This is a genomic window from Streptomyces aurantiogriseus, assembly GCF_014649375.1.
Lineage (GTDB): Bacteria > Actinomycetota > Actinomycetes > Streptomycetales > Streptomycetaceae > Streptomyces > Streptomyces aurantiogriseus.
The window spans coordinates 391,673-410,520 of the sequence record NZ_BMSX01000001.1 but is presented as its reverse complement, the minus strand read 5'-3'; the positions used below and the strand labels follow the sequence as shown (position 1 = coordinate 410,520).

General features: G+C 72.5%; 16 protein-coding genes and 1 pseudogene. 12 read left to right on the top strand and 5 right to left on the bottom strand.

All coding sequences use genetic code 11. The features are described 5' to 3' along the window. Nucleotides 1-261: 261 nt before the first annotated feature. The 3 genes from IE263_RS01915 to IE263_RS01905 are packed head-to-tail and all read left to right on the top strand — an operon-like array spanning nt 262 to nt 3,061. Nucleotides 262-1,098 carry a DUF5819 family protein gene (locus IE263_RS01915; protein ID WP_189931447.1) on the top strand — a complete coding sequence of 279 codons (837 nt, stop codon included), beginning with the start codon at nt 262-264 and terminating at the stop codon, nt 1,096-1,098. Continuing rightward, nucleotides 1,095-2,312 (top strand): HTTM domain-containing protein, encoded by a 1,218-nt coding sequence (locus IE263_RS01910; protein WP_189931445.1) that lies wholly within the window; start codon nt 1,095-1,097, stop codon nt 2,310-2,312. The genes IE263_RS01915 and IE263_RS01910 overlap by 4 nt, the downstream gene beginning before the upstream one ends. After that, on the top strand, nt 2,309-3,061 hold the full coding sequence (locus tag IE263_RS01905; protein ID WP_189931443.1) for a TrmH family RNA methyltransferase: 753 nt from the start codon (nt 2,309-2,311) through the stop codon (nt 3,059-3,061). Before IE263_RS01910 ends, IE263_RS01905 begins: the two co-directional genes overlap by 4 nt. 6 nt (nt 3,062-3,067) lie before the next feature. Here IE263_RS01905 and paaN read toward each other — a convergent pair whose 3' ends face one another. Beyond that, on the bottom strand, nt 3,068-4,774 hold the full coding sequence (paaN, locus tag IE263_RS01900) for a phenylacetic acid degradation protein PaaN (RefSeq protein ID WP_189931441.1): 1,707 nt from the start codon (nt 4,772-4,774) through the stop codon (nt 3,068-3,070). Between the two features lie 161 nt (nt 4,775-4,935). Between paaN and IE263_RS01895 the strand changes: the two genes are divergently transcribed. Next, nucleotides 4,936-6,450: a 3-hydroxyacyl-CoA dehydrogenase gene (locus IE263_RS01895; protein ID WP_189931438.1), complete on the top strand. Its 1,515-nt coding sequence runs from the start codon at nt 4,936-4,938 to the stop codon at nt 6,448-6,450. Further along, nucleotides 6,447-7,037: a TetR/AcrR family transcriptional regulator gene (locus IE263_RS01890; RefSeq protein WP_189931436.1), complete on the top strand. Its 591-nt coding sequence runs from the start codon at nt 6,447-6,449 to the stop codon at nt 7,035-7,037. Before IE263_RS01895 ends, IE263_RS01890 begins: the two co-directional genes overlap by 4 nt. 70 nt (nt 7,038-7,107) lie before the next feature. On the opposite strand, the gene IE263_RS01885 is transcribed toward IE263_RS01890, so the two are convergent. Beyond that, entirely contained in the window at nt 7,108-7,593 is a 486-nt protein-coding gene (locus tag IE263_RS01885; RefSeq protein WP_189932006.1) for an Lrp/AsnC family transcriptional regulator, read from the bottom strand. A 190-nt stretch (nt 7,594-7,783) separates the two neighbouring features. On the opposite strand from IE263_RS01885, the gene pdhA reads away from it, so the two are divergent. The 5 genes from pdhA to IE263_RS01860 are packed head-to-tail and all read left to right on the top strand — an operon-like array spanning nt 7,784 to nt 13,714. Next, complete coding sequence (pdhA, locus tag IE263_RS01880) at nt 7,784-8,917, top strand: pyruvate dehydrogenase (acetyl-transferring) E1 component subunit alpha (RefSeq protein ID WP_189931434.1); 1,134 nt, start codon at nt 7,784-7,786, stop codon at nt 8,915-8,917. Beyond that, nucleotides 8,917-9,921 (top strand): alpha-ketoacid dehydrogenase subunit beta, encoded by a 1,005-nt coding sequence (locus tag IE263_RS01875; protein WP_189931433.1) that lies wholly within the window; start codon nt 8,917-8,919, stop codon nt 9,919-9,921. The genes pdhA and IE263_RS01875 overlap by 1 nt, the downstream gene beginning before the upstream one ends. Beyond that, entirely contained in the window at nt 9,921-11,354 is a 1,434-nt protein-coding gene (locus IE263_RS01870) for a dihydrolipoamide acetyltransferase family protein (RefSeq protein ID WP_189931431.1), read from the top strand. Before IE263_RS01875 ends, IE263_RS01870 begins: the two co-directional genes overlap by 1 nt. 54 nt (nt 11,355-11,408) lie before the next feature. Continuing rightward, nucleotides 11,409-12,335: an NTP transferase domain-containing protein gene (locus IE263_RS01865; RefSeq protein ID WP_189931429.1), complete on the top strand. Its 927-nt coding sequence runs from the start codon at nt 11,409-11,411 to the stop codon at nt 12,333-12,335. Further along, complete coding sequence (locus IE263_RS01860) at nt 12,332-13,714, top strand: molybdopterin molybdotransferase MoeA (RefSeq protein ID WP_189931427.1); 1,383 nt, start codon at nt 12,332-12,334, stop codon at nt 13,712-13,714. Before IE263_RS01865 ends, IE263_RS01860 begins: the two co-directional genes overlap by 4 nt. A 135-nt stretch (nt 13,715-13,849) precedes the next feature. On the opposite strand, the gene IE263_RS01855 is transcribed toward IE263_RS01860, so the two are convergent. Beyond that, entirely contained in the window at nt 13,850-14,965 is a 1,116-nt protein-coding gene (locus tag IE263_RS01855; RefSeq protein ID WP_189931425.1) for a potassium channel family protein, read from the bottom strand. A 111-nt stretch (nt 14,966-15,076) separates the two neighbouring features. On the opposite strand from IE263_RS01855, the pseudogene IE263_RS01850 reads away from it, so the two are divergent. Beyond that, nucleotides 15,077-15,742, top strand: a pseudogene (locus IE263_RS01850) (potassium channel family protein); the annotation flags it as partial. A gap of 13 nt (nt 15,743-15,755) precedes the next feature. Here IE263_RS01850 and IE263_RS01845 read toward each other — a convergent pair. Both IE263_RS01845 and IE263_RS01840 read right to left on the bottom strand, forming a co-directional pair. Continuing rightward, a complete protein-coding gene (locus IE263_RS01845; RefSeq protein ID WP_189931420.1) occupies nt 15,756-16,604 on the bottom strand; it encodes an ABC transporter permease in 849 nt (282 codons plus the stop codon). Then, entirely contained in the window at nt 16,601-17,608 is a 1,008-nt protein-coding gene (locus IE263_RS01840; RefSeq protein WP_189931418.1) for an ATP-binding cassette domain-containing protein, read from the bottom strand. The genes IE263_RS01845 and IE263_RS01840 overlap by 4 nt, the downstream gene beginning before the upstream one ends. A 256-nt stretch (nt 17,609-17,864) precedes the next feature. On the opposite strand from IE263_RS01840, the gene IE263_RS01835 reads away from it, so the two are divergent. After that, entirely contained in the window at nt 17,865-18,845 is a 981-nt protein-coding gene (locus tag IE263_RS01835; protein WP_189931416.1) for an NAD(P)H-quinone oxidoreductase, read from the top strand. Nucleotides 18,846-18,848: the final 3 nt, after the last annotated feature.

Sequence of the window (18,848 nt, the reverse complement as noted above, 5' to 3'; positions counted from 1 at the left end):
TGCGGGCCTGCCTGTGGACAACCTCGCGGGAAAGCGTGCGGCCCCCTTTTTTCGGTGCGGCCCGGCCGGGCCGGTCCGGGGGGACGGCTGCGCGGGGCGGGCGGGGCTGAGTACCGTTCCGTGCGACGCCTGTGCGACGGCCGTGCGAAGGCCGTCCGGCTGTGCGCGGTGGCGCACGCGGACGCGCGGCGGTGTGTACGAGCGAACCGCCGTGGGGCGGGAGCAGTCGGAAGACGGACCGGGATCGGGGAACGGGGCGGAATGGACGCGTACGACGGAGGCTCTGACGCACCGCGGGAGGCGGAGGCGGAAGCGGCGCCGGAGCCTGGGACGGGGCGGCCCACGGACATGCCGTCGGCGAAGGACCCCCTGCCCGGCGCCCCCGCCGAGATCGCCGACGCCCGCCTTCGGCCCGAGCCCGGTCATCTCGCCGCCCCCGCTCCGGAGCCCCGCACCGGTGTGGCCGCCCTCTCGCCCCGCTACCAGATAGGCGCCGCCCTCGCGCTCGCGGTCGTCGCGATCGCCGTCTGTGTGCACATCGGCATGGTGTTCCTGCACGTCGCGCCGTCCAACACGGTCAGCAAGACGCACGGCGAGGCGATCGACGAGTACATCTACCCGGAGTTCGAGCAGAACTGGAAGCTCTTCGCGCCGAACCCGCTGCAGCAGAACATCGCCGTCCATGTCCGCGCCGACATCCGCGCGGCGGACGGCGCCGAGCGCACCACCGGCTGGTACGACCTGTCCGCGCAGGACGGGCGGAACATCGACGGCAACCTGGTGCCCAGCCACACCCAGCAGAACGAGCTGCGCCGCGCCTGGGACTTCTACGTCGGCTCGCACGACTCCGACAACCGCTCGGTCGGCCCGCGCAGCGCCCTCTCCGAGGAGTACCTGCGCCGCATCGTCGTGCTGCGCCTGGAGCGTGGCGGTGCGGCCGGGGACGGCGGCGTGATAGAGCGCGTCCAGGTCCGTTCCCGCACCACCAATGTGGAAGCTCCCCCGTGGAGCGCCGACAAGGTCTCGTCGACGCCGGTGTTCCGCGTGCTGCCCTGGTGGTCGGTGCCCGCCGCCGAGGCCGAGGGAGGTGTCAAGTGAACCGGTTCTCCCTGTCGGTGTCCGCGGTCATCGCGCGCGTGACCGAGTCGGCGTTCGGGCCGTACCAGACGGCCGTGATCCGTATCGGCTTCAGCCTGACCTGGCTGCTGTTCCTGCTGCGCGAGCTCCCCCACCGCGAGGAGCTCTACGGGCCCGACGGCCCCTGGAGCTGGGAGCTGGCCCGGCGGCTGATAGACGGAAACGGCGCCTTCACGGCCCTGATGTGGTCGGACGGGCGGGCCTGGTTCGAGGCTGTGTACGGGCTCGCCGTGCTGGCGAGCGTGCTGTTGCTGCTCGGCTGGCGCACCCGCACGATGTCGGTGCTGTTCATGGTGGGCGTGCTCTCGCTGCAGAACCGCAGTGTCTTCGTCGGTGACGGCGGCGACAACGTCCTGCACCTGATGTCGATCTACCTCGTGTTCACGCGCTGCGGCCAGGTGTGGTCACTGGACGCGCGGCGGGCGCGGCGCGCCGACGAGGCACGCGCGCGTGGGGAGCGGGTCACCGACCGGGTGGGGCCCGCCCTGTGGGGTGTGTTCGGGGTCGTTCTGGTCGCGGCGGCCGGGACGGGCCGCTTCGACGGCGACTGGACCGTGCCGGCGATTCTGTGGGCGACCTGGGCCGCACAGGGCCTGTGGTGGGCCGTGGGGCGCCTGACGACGTCCCCCGAGCCCCGGATCCTGCTGGACGTCATCACCAACATCCTGCACAACGGCGCCCTGCTCGTGATCATGGCCGAGGCCTGTCTGATCTACGCGACGGCCGGCTGGTACAAGATCCAGGGTTCGCGCTGGCAGGACGGCACCGCCGTCTACTATCCGCTGCACCTGGACTACTTCTCGCCCTGGCCGGCCCTCGGCGACCTGATGTCCGCCAGCGGCACGATGGTGATGATCGTGACCTACGGGACGGTCCTCGTGCAGGTCGCCTTCCCCTTCACGCTGGTCAACCGGCGGGTGAAGAACGTCCTGCTCGTGGCCATGATGACCGAGCACGCGGTGATCGCCGTGGTGCTCGGTCTGCCGTTCTTCTCGCTGGCCATGATCGCCGCGGACGCGGTCTTCCTGCCGACGCCGTTCCTGCGCCGAATGGGCGGATGGGTGGTACGCGTGCGTGAGGCGATCCTCTCGCGGGACGGCGCCGCCGTTCCCGAGCAGCGGGACGCGCGCACGTCCGAGGACGCCGAGCCCAGCCGCGTAGGCTTCACGGCATGACCGACCCCCTCGCGCGGTGGCGCCGGCTCGCCGACGCCGCCGTGCTGCTCGACGGCTTCCACGCCCTCAAGCACGCCGTGCGCTTCGGGGCCGAGGTCCCGGTGGCGGTCGCCGTCGACCGGAAGGCGGCGCTCGCCCTCGCCGACGAGCTCGCCCCCGACGTACGGGCGACGCTGGACGCGCTCCTGACGGAGGTGCCGGAGGCGACGTACGCCTCGCTCGTGCCGCGTCCGCATCCCACGGCGGTGGCCGCTCTGGCCGTACGGCCCTCCCGTGAGGGGAATCTGCGGGTGCTGGCCCGGATGCCGCGCACCGCGCCGGTCGTGGTCCTCGACGAGCCGCGCAACCTGGGCAACGCGGGGGCCGTGATCCGGCTGGCCGCCGGTTTCGGCGCGACCGGTGTGGTCACCACCGGCACGCTCGACCCCTGGCACCCGACCGTCGTACGCGGCGGGGCGGGGCTGCACTTCGCGACGGCCGTGGAGCGGCTGACCGTCGACGAGCTGCCGCCCGGCCCGGTGTTCGCGCTCGACCCGGAGGGTGCGGACATCCGGGGCGTGCGGCTCCCGGACGACGCCGTCCTCGCCTTCGGATCGGAGCGCAGCGGCCTGTCCGCCGCGCTCCGCGCGCGTGCCGACCGTCTGGTGGCCCTGCCGATGCGCCCCCAGGTCTCCAGCTACAACCTCGCGACCAGTGTGGCCATGACGCTGTACCACTGGAGCGCGACCGGGGGCGCGAGGGCCTGTTGAGGGGCCTCAGGCCTCCCGGCGGACCTCCACCACCCGGAAGCGGTTCGCGACGAACGCCCCGTCGGTGAGGGCCGCGTTGGCCGCCGGGTTGCCGCCCGAGCCGTGGAAGTCGGAGAAGGCGGCCGTCTGGTTGACGTAGACCCCGCCGGTGAGGTTGAGGGACAGCTGGGCGGCCTCCTCCAGGCAGACCTCCTGGACGGCCTCCTCGACCTCCTCGTCGGTGGTGTACGCGCCGACCGTCATCGCGCCCTTCTCGCGGACCGTGCGCCGCACCAGGTCGAGGGCGTCCGCCGCGGAGTCGACGGCGACGGCGAAGGAGACCGGGCCGAAGCACTCGCTCATGAAGGCGGCCTCGTCGTCGGTCCCCTCCCAGTACTTCCGCGCGCCGTCCAGCTTCACGATCACGGGCGTGCGCACGACCGCGTCCGGGAAGTCCGGGTTGCTCACCTCACGTGAGGCCAGTGCGACCTCGCCCAGTCCGCTCGCGGCCTCCAGACGGGCCTTGACGCCCGGGTTGACGATCGCGCCCAGCAGGGCGTTCGCGCGCGCGTCGTCGCCGAGGAGACCCTCGACCGCGCGGGCGAGGTCGGCGACGACCTCGTCGTAGCTCTTGGGGCCCTGGTCGGTGCGGATGCCGTCGCGGGGGATCAGCAGGTTCTGCGGGGTGGTGCACATCTGGCCGCTGTACAGGGACAGCGAGAAGGCCAGGTTGGAGAGCATGCCCTTGTAGTCGCCGGTGGACTCGACGAGCACCGTGTTGACGCCGGCCTTCTCGGTGTGGACCTGCGCCTGGCGGGCGTTGGCCTCCAGCCAGTCGCCGAAGGAGGTCGACCCGGTGTAGTCGATGATCCGGATCTCGGGGCGGGTGGCCAGCGTCTTGGCGATGCCCTCGCCCGGGCGCTCGGCGGCCAGCGCGACCAGGTTGGGGTCGAAACCGGCCTCGGCGAGCACCTCGCGCGCCACGCTCACGGTGAGCGCGAGGGGCAGCACCGCGCGCGGGTGGGGCTTGACCAGGACCGCGTTGCCGGTGGCGAGGGAGGCGAACAGGCCCGGATAGCCGTTCCACGTCGGGAAGGTGTTGCAGCCGATCACCAGGGCGATCCCGCGCGGGACCGGCGTGAACCGCTTGGTGAGCGCGAGCGGGTCGCGCTTGCCCTGCGGCTTGGTCCACTCCGCGGTGTCGGGCGTGCGGACCTGCTCCACGTACGCGTACGCCACCGCTTCCAGGCCGCGGTCCTGTGCGTGCGGGCCACCCGCCTGGAACGCCATCATGAAGGCCTGGCCGGAGGTGTGCATGACCGCGTGCGCGAACTCGTGCGTCCGGTCGCTGATCCGCTTGAGGATCTCCAGGCAGACCACCGCGCGGATCTCCGCGCCCGCGTCCCGCCAGGCGCGCTGCCCGGCCTTCATGGCGGGCAGCAGCACGTCGACGTCCGCGTGCGGGTACGTCACGCCGAGCTCGACGCCGTACGGGGAGACCTCGCCGCCCACCCAGTCGTCCGTGCCGGGCTGGCCGAGGTCGAGGCGGGTGCCGAGGACGGCGTCGAAGGCCGCCTTGCCCGCTGCCGCGTCCAGGCTGCCGTGCTCCCCGTAGGCCTTCGGGTGTTCCGGATGGGGGGACCAGTACGCGCGTGTGCGGATCGCTTCCAGGGCCTGGTCGAGGGTGGGCCGGTGCTTGGCGATCAGAGCGTGCACGGTGAGTTCGGCGGCCATGCGGGACCAACTCCTCGTCTCAAGAGCTCCTCGTCGAGCTCATGACCTGGGCGGAAACAGGGGACAGGAACACACAGTCAGAGTTAGAGTAACCGAACGATCGGTCGGGACAAGGGGGACCGCCGCATCTGTGGAAAACCCCGTGCGGGAGGATCGCGCACATGACAGCACTCGACCTCAGCAGCCCCGTGGCCGTCGTCGGCACCGGCACCATGGGCCAGGGCATCGCCCAGGTCGCGCTGGTCGCGGGTCACCCCGTGCGGCTGTACGACGCCGTCGCGGACCGCGCCCGGGAAGCGGCCGCCGCGATCGGCGCCCGCCTCGACCGGCTCGTCGAGAAGGACCGTCTCACCGCCGCCGAGCGGGACGCCGCCCGCGCGCGTCTCACGCCCGTGGACGATCTCGCCGGGCTCGCGGGCTGCGCGCTGGTCGTGGAGGCCGTCCTGGAGCGCCTGGACGTCAAGCAGGAGCTGTTCCGCGCCCTGGAGGGCATCGTCGGCGAGGACTGTCTGCTCGCGACCAACACCTCGTCCCTGTCGGTGACGGCCATCGGCGGCGCCCTGCGCAACCCGGGCCGCTTCGTGGGCCTGCACTTCTTCAACCCCGCGCCGTTGCTGCCGCTCGTCGAGGTCGTCTCCGGCTTCGCCACCGACGTCACCTCGGCCACGCGCGCGTACGAGACCGCCCGCGTCTGGGGCAAGACCCCGGTCGCCTGCGCCGACACCCCCGGCTTCATCGTCAACCGCATCGCGCGGCCCTTCTACGCCGAGGCCTTCGCGGTCTACGAGGCCCAGGGCGCCGACCCCGCCACCATCGACGCGGTCCTGCGTGAGTCGGGCGGCTTCCGGATGGGCGCCTTCGAGCTGACCGACCTGATCGGACAGGACGTCAACGAGTCCGTCACGCACTCCGTGTGGCAGTCCTTCTTCCAGGACGTGCGCTTCACCCCCTCGCTCGCCCAGCGCCGCCTGGTCGAGTCCGGCCGCCTCGGCCGCAAGACGGGCCAGGGTTGGTACGACTACCGCGACGGAGCCGACCGCGCCGAACCGCACACCGCGGAGAAGCACCAGCCGCCCGCCTACGTCGTCGCCGAGGGTGACCTGGGCCCCGCCTCGGAGCTGCTCGCGATGATCCGCGAGGCGGGCATCCAGGTCCGCGAGGAGGAAGAGGACCACGGCACCCGCCTGGTGCTGCCCGGCGAGGGCCAGCTCGCGCTCGCCGACGGGCAGACCTCCGTGGAGTTCCGGGACGTCGTCTACTTCGACCTCGCCCTGGACTACCGCAAGGCCACCCGCATCGCCCTGTCCGCCTCCCAGGACACCTCCCCGCAGGCCCTCTCCGAGGCCATCGGCCTGTTCCAGGCCCTCGGCAAGGACGTCAGCGTCATCGGCGACGTCCCCGGCATGATCGTCGCCCGCACGGTCGCGCGGATCGTCGACCTCGCGCACGACGCCGTCGCCAAGGGCGTGGCCACCGAGGAGGACATCGACACCGCGATGCGCCTGGGCGTGAACTACCCGCTCGGCCCCTTCGAGTGGAGCCGCAGACTCGGCCGCAGCTGGGCCTGCTCCCTCCTGGACGACCTCCACCAGCGCGACCCCTCCGGCCGCTACGCGCCGTCCCTCGCGCTCTACCGGCACTCCTACGCCACCGAGAAGCGGGAGGGCGCCTCGTGACCACCGCCAAGCGCGACACGTACACCCCGGAGACCCTGCTGTCGGTCGCCGTGCAGGTCTTCAACGAGCGCGGTTACGACGGCACGTCCATGGAGCACCTCTCCAAGGCGGCCGGCATCTCCAAGTCGTCGATCTACCACCATGTCGCCGGCAAGGAGGAATTGCTGCGCCGCGCGGTCAGCCGGGCGCTGGACGGCCTCTTCGGGATCCTCGACGAGGAGCACGCGCGCGTGGGGCGCGCCGCCGACCGCCTGGAGTACGTCGTGCGGCGCATGGTCGAGGTGCTCATAGCCGAGCTGCCCTATGTGACGCTGCTGCTGCGGGTGCGCGGCAACACCGACACCGAGCGGTGGGCGCTGGAGCGCCGCCGCGACTTCGACCACCGGGTCGCCGCGCTGCTGAAGGCGGCCGCCGTCGACGGGCAGGTGCGCGCCGACGTGGAGGTGCGGCTCGCGACCCGGCTGGTCTTCGGGATGATCAACTCGATCGTCGAGTGGTACCGGCCGGACGGGCGGGGCATGGGCGAGCGCGAAGTGGCCGAAGCGGTGGTGCGGTTGGTGTTCGGAGGCCTCCGGGACGACGTCTGAGGCCGGTCCAGCCCCTGAAGCCTCACTTCTGTGGCTTCTTTTCAAGCCTCGTCCCTGTGGCTGTGAAGCCTCATCCCTGCGGTTCCAGGTCCTCCTCCTCGAACACCAGCAGCGTGCGCGTGCTGAGCACCTCGGGAATCGCCTGGAGCCGGGTGAGCACCAGCTCGCGCAGTGCCCTGTTGTCGGGCGTGTGCACCAGGAGCAGGACGTCGAAGTCGCCGCCCACCAGGGCGATGTGAGAGGCGCCGGGCAACTGTCTGAGCTGCTCGCGCACCGTGCGCCAGGAGTTCTGGACGATCTTCAGCGTGATGTACGCGGAGGTGCCGTGGCCGGCGCGCTCGTGGTTGACACGGGCGCCGAAACCGCGGATGACGCCGTCCTCGACGAGCCGGTTGATGCGCGCGTAGGCGTTGGCGCGCGAGACGTGCACCCGCTCGGCGACCGACCGTATCGACGCTCGGCCGTCCGACTGGAGCATCTGCAGGATGTCCTGATCGATGGCGTCGAGTGGGCGGGGCGGTGGCAGTAGGGGTCCGCCGTCCGGGCCGTCGGCCATTTGTTCAGCTGCCATGTCCCCCCGCCTCTCCGCCGTGGACGTCCTGCGTCCATCTCAGGTTGTGCAGAACCGTTTGTCCACAGCCTGAGGGTGCCTGTAGCCAAAATGTGCCGACGACCGAACAATCGGTAGGTGAGGCGGGTCACAGCCGACACGCCTCCCGTAGCCACTCCTATGAGGAGGTGCCGTCATGACGGTCATGGAGCAGCGGGGCGCGTATCGGCCAACGCCGCCGCCCGCCTGGCAGCCCCGCACCGACCCCGCGCCGCTGCTGCCCGACGCGGAGCCCCACCGCGTCCTCGGCACCGAGGCGGCCGCGCAGGCCGATCCGGAGCTGCTGCGCCGGCTCTACGCCCAGCTGGTGCTCGGCCGCCGCTACAACGCGCAGGCGACCGCCCTCACCAAGCAGGGCCGCCTCGCCGTCTACCCCTCCAGCACCGGTCAGGAGGCCTGCGAGGTCGCTGCCGCGCTCGTCCTTCAGGAGCGCGACTGGCTCTTCCCCAGCTACCGCGACACCCTCGCGGCCGTCGCACGGGGTGTGGACCCCGTCGAGGCCCTCACCCTGCTGCGCGGCGACTGGCACACCGGCTACGACCCCCACGAGCACCGCGTGGCGCCCCTGTGCACCCCGCTCGCCACCCAGCTTCCGCACGCCGTCGGCCTCGCCCACGCCGCCCGCCTCAAGGGCGACGACGTGGTCGCGCTCGCCCTGGTCGGTGACGGCGGCACCAGCGAGGGCGACTTCCACGAGGCGCTGAACTTCGCGGCCGTCTGGCAGGCACCGGTCGTCTTCCTCGTGCAGAACAACGGCTTCGCCATCTCCGTCCCGCTCGCCAAGCAGACCGCCGCCCCCTCCCTGGCCCACAAGGCCGTCGGGTACGGCATGCCGGGCCGCCTGGTCGACGGCAACGACGCGGTGGCCGTGCACGAGGTGCTGGGCGACGCCGTACGGCACGCGCGCGCGGGCGGCGGGCCGACCCTCGTCGAAGCCGTCACCTACCGCATCGAAGCCCACACCAACGCCGACGACGCGACCCGCTACCGCGGCGACGCCGAGGTCGAGACCTGGCGTGAACACGACCCGATCCTGCTGCTGGAGCGTGAGCTGACCGCGCGCGGACTGCTCGACGACGAGACGAAGCAGGCGGCGCGGGACGCCGCCGAGACCCTGGCCGCCGACCTGCGCGCCCGTATGAACCAGGACGCGACGCTCGACCCCATGGACCTGTTCGCCCATGTGTACGCCGAGCCCACCCCCCAACTGCGCGAGCAGCGCGCCCTGTTGCGGGCCGAGCTGGAGGCGGAAGGGGAGGAGGGGCGCTGATGACCACTGTCGCCGTCAAGCCGGCCACCATGGCGCAGGCCCTCACGCGCGCGCTCCGTGACGCGATGGCCGCCGACCCGTCCGTGCATGTCCTGGGCGAGGACGTCGGCACCCTCGGCGGCGTCTTCCGGGTCACCGACGGACTAGCCAAGGAGTTCGGCGAGGACCGCTGCACCGACACCCCGCTCGCCGAGGCGGGCATCCTCGGCACGGCCGTGGGCATGGCCATGTACGGCCTGCGCCCGGTCGTGGAAATGCAGTTCGACGCCTTCGCCTATCCGGCGTTCGAGCAGCTCATCAGCCACGTCGCCCGTATGCGCAACCGCACGCGCGGCCGTATGCCGCTGCCGATCACCGTCCGCGTTCCCTACGGCGGCGGCATCGGCGGCGTCGAGCACCACAGCGACTCCTCCGAGGCGTACTACATGGCGACTCCGGGGCTCCATGTCGTCACGCCCGCCACCGTCGCCGACGCCTACGGCCTGCTGCGCGCCGCGATCGCCTCCGACGACCCGGTCGTCTTCCTCGAACCCAAGCGCCTGTACTGGTCCAAGGACGCCTGGAACCCGGAGGACCCGCAGACCGTTGAACCCATCGGCCGCGCGGTGGTGCGGCGCTCGGGCCGGAGCGCCACACTCATCACGTACGGGCCGTCGGTGCCCGTCTGCCTCGAAGCCGCCGAGGCGGCCCGGGCAGAGGGCTGGGACCTCGAAGTCGTCGACCTGCGTTCGCTGGTGCCGTTCGACGACGAGACGGTCTGCGCCTCGGTACGGCGGACCGGCCGCGCGGTCGTCGTCCACGAATCGGGCTCCTTCTCAGGCCCGGGCGGGGAGATCGCGGCCCGCGTCACGGAGCGCTGCTTCCACCATCTGGAGGCACCGGTGCTGCGTGTGGCCGGGTTCGACATCCCCTACCCGCCGCCGATGCTGGAGCGCCACCACCTGCCCGGCGTCGACCGCATCCTGGACGCCGTGGCGCGTCTGCAGTGGGAGGCCGAGAGCTGATGGCACAGGTGCTGGAGTTCAAGCTCCCCGACCTCGGGGAGGGGCTCACCGAGGCGGAGATCGTCCGCTGGCTGGTCCAGGTCGGTGACGTCGTCGCCGTCGACCAGCCGGTCGTCGAGGTCGAGACGGCCAAGGCAATGGTCGAGGTGCCCTGCCCCTACGGCGGTGTGGTCACCGCCCGCTTCGGCGAGGAGGGCACGGAACTGCCCGTCGGCGCCCCGCTGCTGACGGTCGCGGTCGGCGCGCCGGCCTCCGGCGGTTCGACGGAGGGCTCGGACACCCGGGGCTCGGGCAACGTGCTGGTGGGCTACGGCACGTCGGAAGCGCCCGCGCGCCGACGCCGGGTGCGGCCGGCGCGGCCCGGGCCATCGGCCACCCCGGTACCGCCGGAGCCTGCCGCTGCTGCCACCGTGGCCCCGGCGGCCACCGGGCAGACCGGTGGCTTGGCCGGCCCGGGTGATGCCACGGTCCCGGCCGCGGACGGTCCTGTCCCCGTCATCTCGCCCCTCGTGCGCCGTCTCGCCCGGGAGAACGGCCTGGACCTACGGGAGTTGAGAGGATCCGGACCCGACGGCCTGATCCTGCGGGCGGATGTGGAGGACGCCCTGCGGGTGGCCGCAGCCCAGGGCCGGGTGACGCAGCCGACGACGGGGCAGCACACGCGTGTGGCGACGACCACCGCCCCCACCCGGCCCGCCCCGGTGACGCCGACGGCCGGCACCCCCACCCCCTCGGCCCCCGCCGGAGGCCGCCGCATCCCCCTCAAGGGCGTCCGCGGTGCCGTCGCCGACAAGCTCTCCCGCAGCCGCCGCGAGATCCCCGACGCGACCTGCTGGGTGGACGCCGACGCGACGGAACTGATGCGCGCCCGGACGGCCATGAACGCCGCCGGCGGCCCGAAGATCTCCCTCCTCGCCCTGCTCGCCCGGATCTGCACGGCGGCCCTGGCCCGCTTCCCGGAGCTCAACTCCACCGTCGACCAGGAGGCCAGGGAGGTCGTCCTGTTCGACCACGTCCACCTCGGGTTCGCCGCGCAGACCGAGCGGGGGCTCGTCGTGCCCGTCGTCCGCGACGCGCATGCCCGGGACGCCGAGGGGCTCACCGCGGAGTTCGCCCGCCTCACCGAGGCGGCCCGCACCGGCACCCTCACCCCGGCCGAACTGACCGGCGGGACCTTCACGCTGAACAACTACGGCGTCTTCGGCGTCGACGGCTCCACGCCGATCGTCAACCATCCCGAGGCGGCCATGCTCGGTGTCGGCCGTATCGTCCCCAAGCCCTGGGTCCACGAGGGCGAACTGGCTGTGCGCCAGGTCGTCCAGCTCTCGCTCACCTTCGATCACCGGGTGTGCGACGGCGGCACGGCGGGCGGCTTCCTGCGCCATGTGGCGGACTGCGTGGAACAGCCGGCGGTACTGCTGCGCACACTGTGAGGCCAGGGGGGCTCCCGCGTTCCCTGTGATCGGGACGCCGCGCATACTCGGGGGGTGACTTCGAACGAGCCCCGAGGAGCGACCTCCGGCGAGCCCCCCGCCCACGACGCCGTCGTGCTCGCCGGAGGCGGTGCCCGCCGCCTCGGCGGCGCCGACAAGCCCGGCGTGCGGGTGGGCGGGCGCGCGCTGCTCGACCGGGTCCTCGCGGCTTGCGCCGGCGCGCACACGACCGTCGTCGTCGCCGACCCCCGGCCCACCCTCCGGCCGGTGCGGTGGGCGCGCGAGGACCCGCCCGGCGCGGGCCCTCTCTCCGCCCTCGGCGCCGGACTGCACCACACCAGCGCCGACCTCGTCGTCGTCCTCTCCGCCGACCTGCCGTTCCTCGCGCCGGACACCGTACGGCGCCTGCTGGCCGCCCTGGGTAGCGGCGGAGCCGAGGGCGCGCTGCTCACCGACGCCGACGGCCGCGACCAGCCGCTCGTCGCCGCGTACCGCACGGCCGCCCTGCGCCGCGAACTCACGGCGCTCGGCGACGAGCAGGGTGGCCTCACCGGCCTCCCCCTGCGCCGGCTCACCGCCGGGCTCGACCTCACCCGCGTCCCCGATCCCGTCGCATCCTTCGACTGCGACACCTGGGACGACATCGCCACCGCCAGGGCACGTATCAGGGAGCATGGCCACGTGTTGGATGAATGGATTTCCGCAGTCAAGGACGAGCTGGGCATCGACCTCGACGTCGACACCGACGTCCTCCTCGACCTCGCCCGCGACGCCGCCCATGGAGTGGCCCGCCCCGCGGCCCCGCTGACCACCTTCCTGGTCGGCTACGCGGCCGCGCGGGCCCAGGGAGGCCCCGAAGCCGTCGCCGAGGCCGCCCGCAAGGCCGCCGCCCTGGCCCTGCGCTGGGCCGACGAGTCCGCCGACGGTCGCTCCGACGTGGCCCCGGACGCCACGCCCGACACCCGCCCGGACGCCGGATGACCGCCCCCGGAATCCGGGACGGCCAGGACGCGGAGGACCTCGACGTCGAGGAGGTACTCGCCCTCGTGAAGGACGACCACCACGCCGCGCGCCCGGCCGGCGACCGCGGCCCCGGACCCGTCCCGGCGCCCGGCCGAGGCAACCCCGCCCGCCCCTCCGGCGCGGAGCCCCGCCACCGGGCCACCCCCTGGACCGACGCCCGCGCGATCGCCGGTCGCGCCGCCCGCTCCCTCGCCGCCCGCCGCACCCCCGTCTCCGTGACCCTCGGCGACGCCCTCGGCCTCGTCCTGGCGGCCCCCCTCACCGCCCTCACCGACCTCCCCTCCTTCAACACCTCCGCGATGGACGGCTGGGCCGTCGCCGGCCCCGGGCCCTGGGACGTACGGGAGGAGGGTGTCCTGGCCGGGCACGCCGAACCCGCGCCGCTCGCCGACGGGGAGGCCGCCCGCATCGCCACCGGCGCCCGGATTCCCCCGGACACCACGGCGGTGCTGCGCAGCGAGCACGGCCGCACCGACGAGCAGGGACGACTCCACCCGACCCGCGAGGTCCAGCACGGCCAGGACATCCGTCCCCGCGGCCAGGAGTGCCGCTCCGGCGACCAACTGCTGCCCACCGGAGCGGTGGTGACCCCGGCCGTCCTCGGGCTCGCCGCGGCGGCCGGGTACGACACCCTGGCCGCCGTTCCCCGCCCCCGGGTCGAGGTGCTCGTCCTGGGCGACGAACTGCTCACCGAGGGCCGCCCGCACGACGGCCTCATCCGGGACGCGCTCGGCCCGATGCTGCCGCCGTGGCTGCGCGCACTGGGCGCCGACGTCGTGGCCCTGCGCAGGCTCGGCGACGACGCGAAGGCCCTGCACCAGGCCCTCACCCTGTCCTCGGCCGACCTCATCGTCACCACCGGCGGTACGGCCGCGGGCCCCGTCGACCACGTCCACCCCACCCTGCGCCGCCTCGGCGCCGAGCTCCTGGTCGACGGCGTCCAGGTGCGCCCCGGTCACCCGATGTTGCTGGCCCGCCTCAAGCCCGACCAGCACCTCGTGGGCCTGCCCGGCAACCCCCTCGCGGCCGTCTCGGGCCTGCTCACGCTCGCCGAGCCCCTGCTGCGAACCCTCGCCGCCCGTCCGGCCCCGGAGCCCTACACGCTGCCCCTGCGAGAGGCGGCGCAGGGGCACCCGTACGACACCCGGCTCATTCCGGTCGTTCTGCGGGGCGACCACGCCGTGCCGCTGCACTACCACGGCCCGGCGATGCTGCGGGGCATCGCGGCGGCCGACGCGCTCGCCGTCGTACCGCCGGGCGGTGCTCCGGCCGGTCAGGAGGCGGAACTGCTCGACCTGCCCTGGGCTGTGGCCGGTATCGGGGCCTGTTTCACGTGAAACGTCGGAAGGGGAGGGCATGTACCACCCAGCAAGTACCACCCCGGCGTGTTTCACGTGAAACGCACGGTTGGGCCTTCTCCGCCTGTTTCACGTGAAACCTCCCCGTAGGGCAGGTGGGGGCCTCCAGGACGGTCACGCCTGGTCGGCAACGATCGCCCGGCTCACCGTGATCACCCGGTCTCCCGCCTTGAGCTGGGCGAGTCGGGGGTCGGCGAAGTCCAGGAGTTCCTTGCCGCGGACGACGGCCACGATCAGGTCCGCGCTGGCGCGCGGCGACCGACCCGCCTCTTCCGCGGTGACGGGACGCTCGATGAGGTCCAGGCCGCTGCCGAGTGTCATCAGATCCTCCAGTGTCCTGGCCACGGTCGGGCTGACCATCGAGACCCCGAGGAGCCGGCCGGCGGAGCTGGAGCTGGTGACCACGGTGTCCGCACCGGACTGCTTGAGCAGTGGCACGTTCTCGTCCTCCCGGGCGGCGGCGACGATCGTGGCGCGCCGGTTCAGCTGGCGGGCGGTGAGGGTGACCAGGGCGGCGGTGTCGTCGCGTTGCGGGGCGACGATCACCCGGTCGGCGCTCTGGACCTCGGCCCTGAGGAGCGTCTCCGATCGGGTGGCGTCCCCGGTCACCGACACCAGTCCGTCGTCGCCGGCTGCGTCGGCCGCCTTGCGCTGGGCGTCCACCACGACGATCCGGTCCTTGCCGATGCCCTGCCCGACCAGCGTCTCCACCGCGTGACGGCCCTTCGTGCCGTATCCGACGACCACGACGTGGTCGCGGGTGCGGGCGCGCCAGCGGTGGACGCGGACCTGCTGGCGGGTGCGCTCGGTGAGCACTTCGAGGGTCGTACCGACCAGGATGATCAGGAACAGCACGCGCAGCGGGGTGATGACGAGGATGTTCACCAGCCGGGCGGCGTCGCTGACGGGCGTGATGTCGCCGTAGCCGGTGGTGGAGAGGGTGACGGTGGCGTAGTAGGCGGCGTCGAGGAAGTCGACGGAGCCGTCGGAGTTGTCGTTGTAGCCCTCGTGGTCGACGTAGACGATCAGCGTGGTGAGGGCCAGGACGAACAGGGCCAGGGCGAGGCGCCGGAGGACCTGTTGGAGCGGGGGGAGGCCGCTCTGCAGCGGCATGGTGATGGAGCGGCCCGCCTCGGCGTCGTCGCGGGCCTCGGCGCGCGAGCGGTACCAGAGAGACTTCAGGAGGGTGAGTCTGCCCCTCCCGGTGACTGGTCGTTCGTGGTCTCGCATCGCGTGCCCCCTGTGGTGGTGATCCGATCGGTGGGCACCATGGTTCCCGGCGGGGTCGCACCCACCGTGAGCAACACCCTGTCCGCACCGAGGTTTCGCCCAGCATCCCGGAGGTTCCCCTTGCGCGACCACACCGTCGTCGTCGGCTTCGGCACGAAGGGGCGGGCCGCGATCCGTACCGCCTGTGCCGCAGGGCTGCGCAAGGAGCAGGTCGTTGTCATCGACCCCGGTGCCAAGATGATCGACGCGGCGACGGCCGAGGGCTATGAGGGCGTGGTAGGCGACGCGACGCGCAGTGACGTGCTGCGGCGGGCGGAGGTGCAGCGGGCGGGGAAGATCATCATCGCGACCGAGCGTGACGACACCGCCGTCCTCGTGGTCCTGACGGCCCGCCAGCTCAACCCCCGCGCGAAGATCGTGGCCGCGGTGCGGGAGGAGGAGAACGCGCCGCTGCTGAAGCAGTCCGGCGCCGACGAGGTCATCACCAGCGCCGGAGCGGCCGGACGGCTCCTCGGCCTGTCCGTGCTCAGCCCGGCGGCCGGCCAGATCATGGAGAACCTGATGCACCAGGGCAGTGGCCTGGACATCGTCGAACGGCCGGTCACCAAGGCCGAGTCGGGACGCACCCCGCGCGAGACGGACGACCTGGTGGTGAGCGTCGTGCGCGGCCACCGGGTCCTCCCCTACGACGATCCGGCCGTCGGCGTCCTGGAGTTGACGGACCGTCTCGTCACCATCGTGCGGGTGCCGCCGGAGCGGCCGACGGCACCCCGTTGAGCCGCCCGCACACCTACTTACGGTTGTACAACCGCATCGTCACCGGCCCGAAGACCAGCACGAACAGCCCGGACCACCCCAGTGACCAGGCGATCTCGGCCGTCGGCCAGTCGCCGGCCATCAGCCCGCGCACCGCGGACGACAGATGCGTGACGGGGCTGTTGTTGACGAACGCCTGCAGCCAGCCCGGCATGGTCTTCGGGTCGACGAACACGTTGGACAGGAAGGTCAGCGGGAAGATCACCATCATGCTGACGCCCATCACCGACTTCTCGGTGCGCAGCAGCAGCCCGAACATCGTCCAGATCCACGAGAACGCGAACGAGAAGACGATCAGCAGGGCGATCCCTGCGACCACACCGCCGACCCCGCCGTCCGGGCGGTAGCCGAGGATCATGCCGACGGTGAGCATCACGACGGACGCGATGGTGTAGCGCAGGGCGTCGCCGAGGAGGTAGCCGACCATCGTCGACGGCCGCCAGATCGGCAGTGAGCGGAAGCGGTCGAACACGCCCTTCTCGATGTCGGTGTTCACCGAGACACCCGTGTACATCGTGATCATCACGACCGACATCACGAGGATGCCCGGCAGCAGGAACTGGATGTACTCCTTCGGCGACCCGGCCAGGGCGCCCCCGAAGAGGTACGTGTACATCAGCACCATCATGATCGGGAAGGCGGTGACGTCGAAGAGCTGCTCCGGCACGTGCTTGATCTTGAGCATCGCCCGCCAGCCGAAGGTGAGGGAGGCCGACCACGCGCTGGGGCGCGGCGGGCGCTCCTTGGCGACGAGCAGCGCGGCGAGCGAGTCGGCGCTGACGGGGGCGAGGTCCTGGGTCTCGTTGGTCGTCGCGGTGCTCATGCCGCCACCTCGTCGTTCGCGTCGTCGGCGCTCTCGTGGGTGTCGTGTCCGGTGAGGGCGAGGAACACCTCGTCCAGGCTGGGCTGGCCCAGCGAGAAGTTGTCGACGGTGATCCCGGCGCGGGCCAGTTCGCCGAGCGCCCGCGCGGCCTGCTCGGCGGCCGTGTCGCCGGCCGCCGCCGCCAGCCGGGCCGTCAGTGCCACGGGGTCCGGTTCGGGCTGCACGCGCGCGTCCAGCGCCCGCCGCAGCACCTCCGCCGCCTCCGGTCGCTGCTCCGCGTCCCGCAGCCGCAGATGGACGGAGCCGGCGCCCACGGACGCCTTCAGTTCGCCCTTCGTGCCCTCGGCGATCACTTTGCCCCGGTCGATCACGGCGATCCGGGAGGCCAGCTGGTCGGCCTCGTCCAGGTACTGCGTGGTCAGCAGCACCGTGGTGCCCTGGGCGACCACCGCCCGCACGATGTCCCACACCTGGTTGCGGCTGCGCGGGTCGAGACCGGTCGTCGGCTCGTCGAGGAAGAGCAGGTCGGGCGTGCTCAGGATGGACGCGGCGATGTCGATGCGACGCCGCATACCGCCCGAGTAGTGCTTGACCTGCTTCCCGGCCGCGTCGGTGAGCCCGAAGGCCTCCAGCAGCTGTGCCGACCGCTCCCGCGCGGCCTTCTTGCCGTGCCCGAGGAGCCGGCCCAGCAGCACCAGGTTCTCGGTGCCGGTGAGGTCCTCGTCCACCGACGCGTACTGGCCGGTGAGGCTGACCCGGCCGCGCACCTCGTCGGCCTCGCGGACGACGTCGTGGCCGAAGACGTGGGCCTCGCCGCCGTCGGGCCTGAGAAGGGTGGCGAGCATCTTGACGGTGGTGGTCTTGCCGGCGCCGTTCGGTCCGAGGACGCCGTAGACCGTGCCGGCCGGCACGGCGAGGTTCACGCCGTCCACTGCCCGGGTCTCGCCGAACGTCTTCACCAGGCCCGCGGTCTCGATGGCCAGGCCGGCGGTGTGCTGGCTCATGGTGGGGTGTCCTTCCGCGCAAAGGGGTTACGCATGGGGAGACCCTTACCGTCGCGCAGATTCATCGGTCCCGCACGGGGATTTCCGGATGGATCGGTCGAAGGACCGACGCGGGTCCGACCGGGGACCCGGGAAACTCCGACCGGGGACCCGGGAAACTCCGACCGGGGACCCGGGAAACTCCGACCGGGGACCCGGGAAGCTTCGGCCGGGGACGCGGGAGTTCCGACGGGACCGCAGGAGTAGCGTCCCCCTCATGCATGCGATCACGATTCCCGAACCTGGTGGTCCCGAGGCGCTGGTGTGGGACGAGGTCCCCGATCCCGTACCCGGCGAGGGCGAGGTCCTGGTCGAGGTGGTGGCCAGTGCCGTCAACCGTGCCGACGTCCTGCAGCGTCAGGGCTTCTACAACCCGCCGCCCGGCGCGTCTCCCTACCCCGGCCTGGAGTGCTCGGGCCGGATCGCCGCGCTCGGCCCGGGGGTGGCCGGCTGGGCCGTCGGCGACGAGGTGTGCGCGCTGCTCACGGGCGGCGGATACGCGGAGAAGGTCGCCGTCCCGGCCGGGCAGCTGCTGCCCGTGCCCGAGGGGATCGACCTCGGGCGGGCCGCCGCGCTCCCCGAGGTGACCTGCACGGTCTGGTCGAACGTCTTCATGATCGCCCACCTGCGCCCGGGCGAGACGCTGCTCGTGCACGGTGGTTCCAGCGGCATCGGCACTATGGCGATCCAGCTGGCCAAGGCCGTCGGCGCGAAGGTCGCCGTCACCGCGGGCACCGAGGAGAAGCTGCGGCGGTGCGCCGAGCTGGGCGCGGACGTCCTGATCAACTACCGAGAGCAGGACTTCGTCGAAGAGATCAAGAAGGCCACGGACGGCGCCGGTGCCGACGTCATCCTCGACAACATGGGAGCGAAGTACCTGGAGCGCAATGTCCAGAGCCTCGCCGTCAACGGCCGTCTCGCGATCATCGGCATGCAGGGCGGCGTGAAGGGCGAGCTGAACATCGGCGCGCTCCTGGGCAAGCGCGGCGCGATCAGCGCGACCACGCTGCGGGCCCGCCCGCTCGGTGAGAAGGCGGCGATCGTCGCGGCCGTACGCGAGCACGTCTGGCCCCTGCTCGCCGCCGGTCATGTGCGCCCCGTCGTCGACCGAGAACTCCCGATGAGCGACGCGGCCGCCGCCCACCGGGTCGTCGAGGAGAGCGGCCACGTCGGCAAGGTGCTGCTGATCACCCCCTGAGCG

Coding starts and splice junctions, on each gene's coding strand:
- IE263_RS01915 (WP_189931447.1), top strand. CDS start 262: ATGGACGCGTACGACGGAGGCTCTGACGCACCGCGGGAGGCGGAGGCG.
- IE263_RS01905 (WP_189931443.1), top strand. CDS start 2,309: ATGACCGACCCCCTCGCGCGGTGGCGCCGGCTCGCCGACGCCGCCGTG.
- paaN (WP_189931441.1), bottom strand. CDS start 4,774: ATGGCCGCCGAACTCACCGTGCACGCTCTGATCGCCAAGCACCGGCCC.
- IE263_RS01895 (WP_189931438.1), top strand. CDS start 4,936: ATGACAGCACTCGACCTCAGCAGCCCCGTGGCCGTCGTCGGCACCGGC.
- IE263_RS01885 (WP_189932006.1), bottom strand. CDS start 7,593: ATGGCCGACGGCCCGGACGGCGGACCCCTACTGCCACCGCCCCGCCCA.
- pdhA (WP_189931434.1), top strand. CDS start 7,784: ATGACGGTCATGGAGCAGCGGGGCGCGTATCGGCCAACGCCGCCGCCC.
- IE263_RS01875 (WP_189931433.1), top strand. CDS start 8,917: ATGACCACTGTCGCCGTCAAGCCGGCCACCATGGCGCAGGCCCTCACG.
- IE263_RS01870 (WP_189931431.1), top strand. CDS start 9,921: ATGGCACAGGTGCTGGAGTTCAAGCTCCCCGACCTCGGGGAGGGGCTC.
- IE263_RS01860 (WP_189931427.1), top strand. CDS start 12,332: ATGACCGCCCCCGGAATCCGGGACGGCCAGGACGCGGAGGACCTCGAC.
- IE263_RS01855 (WP_189931425.1), bottom strand. CDS start 14,965: ATGCGAGACCACGAACGACCAGTCACCGGGAGGGGCAGACTCACCCTC.
- IE263_RS01845 (WP_189931420.1), bottom strand. CDS start 16,604: ATGAGCACCGCGACGACCAACGAGACCCAGGACCTCGCCCCCGTCAGC.
- IE263_RS01840 (WP_189931418.1), bottom strand. CDS start 17,608: ATGAGCCAGCACACCGCCGGCCTGGCCATCGAGACCGCGGGCCTGGTG.
- IE263_RS01835 (WP_189931416.1), top strand. CDS start 17,865: ATGCATGCGATCACGATTCCCGAACCTGGTGGTCCCGAGGCGCTGGTG.